General features: G+C 67.5%; 1 protein-coding gene. It reads left to right on the top strand.

Annotation, left to right across the window (positions count from 1 at the left end; translation table 11 throughout):
- The coding region (locus PGX04_RS19405; protein ID WP_273740018.1) for an FAD-binding and (Fe-S)-binding domain-containing protein at positions 1-1,936 on the top strand (1,936 nt) is incomplete at both ends.

Below are 1,936 nucleotides of genomic sequence, written 5' to 3'. Positions count from 1 at the left end.
TGTCGCGGCCGACTACGACGCGCCGGTCCTGCCGCGCGGAGCGGGCTCATCGCTTGCCGGGCAGGCCGTCGGCCCGGACTGTGTCGTCCTCGATCTGTCGCGACACATGGACGACGTTCGACGTATCGATCCTGACGAGCAGACCGCCGTCGTCCAGCCCGGCGTCGTACAGGACGATCTCGACGCCGCACTCGAGCCCCACGGCCTCAAATTCCCACCGGACCCGGCCTCCTCGAATCGGGCGACGATCGGCGGCGGGATCGGCAACAATTCGACGGGCGCACACTCGGTGCGCTACGGCATCACGGACGCTTACGTCGAGGAATGCGAGGTGGTCCTCGCCGACGGATCGAGGATCCGGACTCGAGACGTCGTCCTCGACGGACCGGAGTGGGAGCGAATCGTCTCGAAAGACGACCGCGAGGCCGCGATCTACCGGACGGTCCGAGCGCTCGTCGAGGATACCGCCGAGGAAATCGAGGAGCGGTATCCGAAACTCAAACGCAGCGTCAGCGGGTACAATCTGCAGAAAGTGATCCGCACCGAACCGGCGGGTGCGGCGGCGACCGCCGCCTCGGAACGCCGAGCGGACGAAGCCCGCGAGGAGGGAGACCGGATCATCAACCTCTCAAAACTGCTCGTGGGGGCCGAAGGGACGCTCGGCGTCGTCGTCGAAGCGACCCTGTCGCTGGTGACCCGACCCGACGAGACCGCGCTCACCGTCTGCTGTTACGACGATCTGCTCGAGGCGCTGGCCGCCGTTCCCGAGGCCCTCGCGCTCGAGGCCAGCGCGGTCGAGCTGATGGACCGGGAGGTGTTCCGACTGGCCGCCGAGTCTGCGGAGTACGCCGAGTACGTCGAACCGATTCCCCGGGGGACCGAGGCGGCGTTGATGCTCGAATTCGACTCCGAGGTCGTCGACGACCGCCCGAATGCGATCGCTGGGGCGACGAGCCGACTTGTGGACGAGGGTGCAGCGTTCGACTCGATCGAGGCGTTTTCCCCCGCGGAGCAAGACCGGCTCTGGAAGCTCCGGAAGGCCGCGATTCCGCTGTTGATGAGCATGGAGGGCGATCCGAAGCCGTACCCCTTCGTCGAGGACGCGTCCGTCCCGCCCGAGGAACTCGCCGAGTACGTCGCGGGGTTTCAGGAGATCCTCGAGAAACACGACACCACGGCCGCGTACTTCGCCCACGCGGGGGTCGGCACGCTCCACATCAGGCCGGTCCTGAACTTGAAGGAGGGCGGCGACGTCGAGAAGATGCGCGCGATCGCCGACGACGTCACCGACCTCGTCCGCGAGCACAACGGCTCCTTTTCCGGGGAGCACGGCGACGGCCTCGCGCGGACGGAGTTCAACCCGAAGCTGTACGGCCCCGAGCTCTGGACCGCCTTTCAGGATCTCAAGTCGGCCTTCGACCCGGACTGGCGGATGAACCCCGGCAAGGTCGTCTACCGCGAGGAGGATTCGACGGACATCCGCGAACATCTGCGATACGGCCCGGACTACGCCTCGCTCGAGCCGCGGACGACCCTCGACTTCGACGATGAGGGCGGCTTCTCGCACGTCGTCGAGCTCTGTAACGGCTGTGGCACCTGCCGGCAGAGCGACGGCGACGTGATGTGTCCCACGTATCGGGCGACCGAGGAGGAGATCGCGACGACGCGCGGGCGGGCCAACCTGCTCCGGGCGGCCATCAGCGGCGAGATCGATCCCGAGGAACTGTACGGCGAGCGGTTCCAGGAGGAGGTGCTCGATCTCTGTATCGGCTGCAAGGGCTGTCAGAGCGACTGTCCCACGGGGGTCGACCTCGCGAAGCTCAAGGCCGAAGTCAAACACCAGTACCACGACCGCGAGGGGACGAGCCACCGGGAGCGGCTGTTCGCGGACGTCGACCGGCTGGCGTCGCTGGGGAGCGCGTTCGCGCCGCTGGCG

Source organism: Natrinema soli, assembly GCF_028618695.1.
This window is presented reverse-complemented; position numbering and strand designations above follow the sequence as displayed.